This window comes from Nonomuraea sp. NPDC001684, assembly GCF_053596515.1.
Genome location: NZ_JBSFGJ010000916.1, coordinates 1 through 1,049 on the forward strand (window position 1 = coordinate 1; position 1,049 = coordinate 1,049).

The following is a 1,049-nucleotide window of genomic DNA, read 5'->3' on the forward strand; positions in this document are numbered from 1 at the left end:
GGGTGCAGATGCGCACCGCCCGCGACCCTCGCGCATCGCGGATCACTGCGGCGAAGCGGCGGGCGATCCTACGGGCGTGGAAGGCGGGCCGCTCGCACGCCCAGATCGTCGCCGCCGTCCGCACCAGTACGGCCACGATCAACAAGGTTGTCAGCGAGGCCGGGCTCCCGGCCCGCCGGTCGGGCCGCAAATACGATCACGACCGGATGAAAGCGCTGCGCGCCTCCGGGATGACGCTCGCGCAGGTCGCCGCAGATCAGCCGCCGGCGACCCCGCAGTACGTGTGGAACATCGTCAACGGCTCTCACCTGAAGTCGTACGTCAAGCGCGGCCGCCGCACCGCCCGGCTGATCGAGGCCGCGCGGTGATGCGACGTAAGGGCCTGGTTGTGGTTGGGTCTGCCGCGCATGGGCGATCCGACAGGCAGGGGGGACGGCAGCGGTGACGACGACGACCGGCAAGCGAGCCAAGTCCGGCGGCACGGCGGCGGGCGCGTCGGCCGAGCCGACCAAGACCGAGACCGAGCAGACCGCGGCCGCGCAGACCGAGGCCGAGACGCTGCCCGGCGCGAGCGACACCGTCCCGGCTCCGGCGAAGGAGGCCGTGAAGGCCGGTGACGCGGCGCTGCCCACGCAGGCCGCGCCGCTCGACCCGCCCGCCCCGGCACCGCAGCCGCCCGCGCCCGACCCCGGCCCGGCTCCGCAGATCCGGATGCTGGCCACGCCGGGCAGCGAGTTCGTGGACCTGGTGTGGGGCGACAACGAGCCCGGCCAGTCGCGTGAGAAGGCGCAGCCCGACGAGCTGTTCCACGACCCGGGCCTCCAATTCTCGACCGTGCTCGTCCGCAGGCCGCTGATCCGCCTGTTCCACATGCCCGGCGCCCAGGACCACATCGTGGGCGAGCAGCTATTCAAGGGCGCCGGCGCCCCGCTCGATCGCGGCCACGCCGAGAAGATCAAGGCCGACCTGGCGGCGCTGCGCGCTGCCGAGCGGGCGGCCGAGCAGTAGAAGACTCGCGCGATCCCGCCGCCTCGGCGCTGGGCCTGGTG

General features: G+C 73.7%; 2 protein-coding genes. Both read left to right on the top strand.

Annotated elements, in window-relative coordinates:
* Positions 1-368 (top strand): hypothetical protein (locus tag ACWCSD_RS53060; protein WP_449927666.1); only part of this gene is annotated, 368 nt, incomplete at its 5' end.
* Positions 369-441: 73 nt separating this feature from the next.
* Positions 442-1,008 (top strand): hypothetical protein, encoded by a 567-nt coding sequence (locus tag ACWCSD_RS53065; protein WP_449927669.1) that lies wholly within the window; start codon positions 442-444, stop codon positions 1,006-1,008.
* The last annotated feature ends 41 nt before the right edge of the window (positions 1,009-1,049 follow it).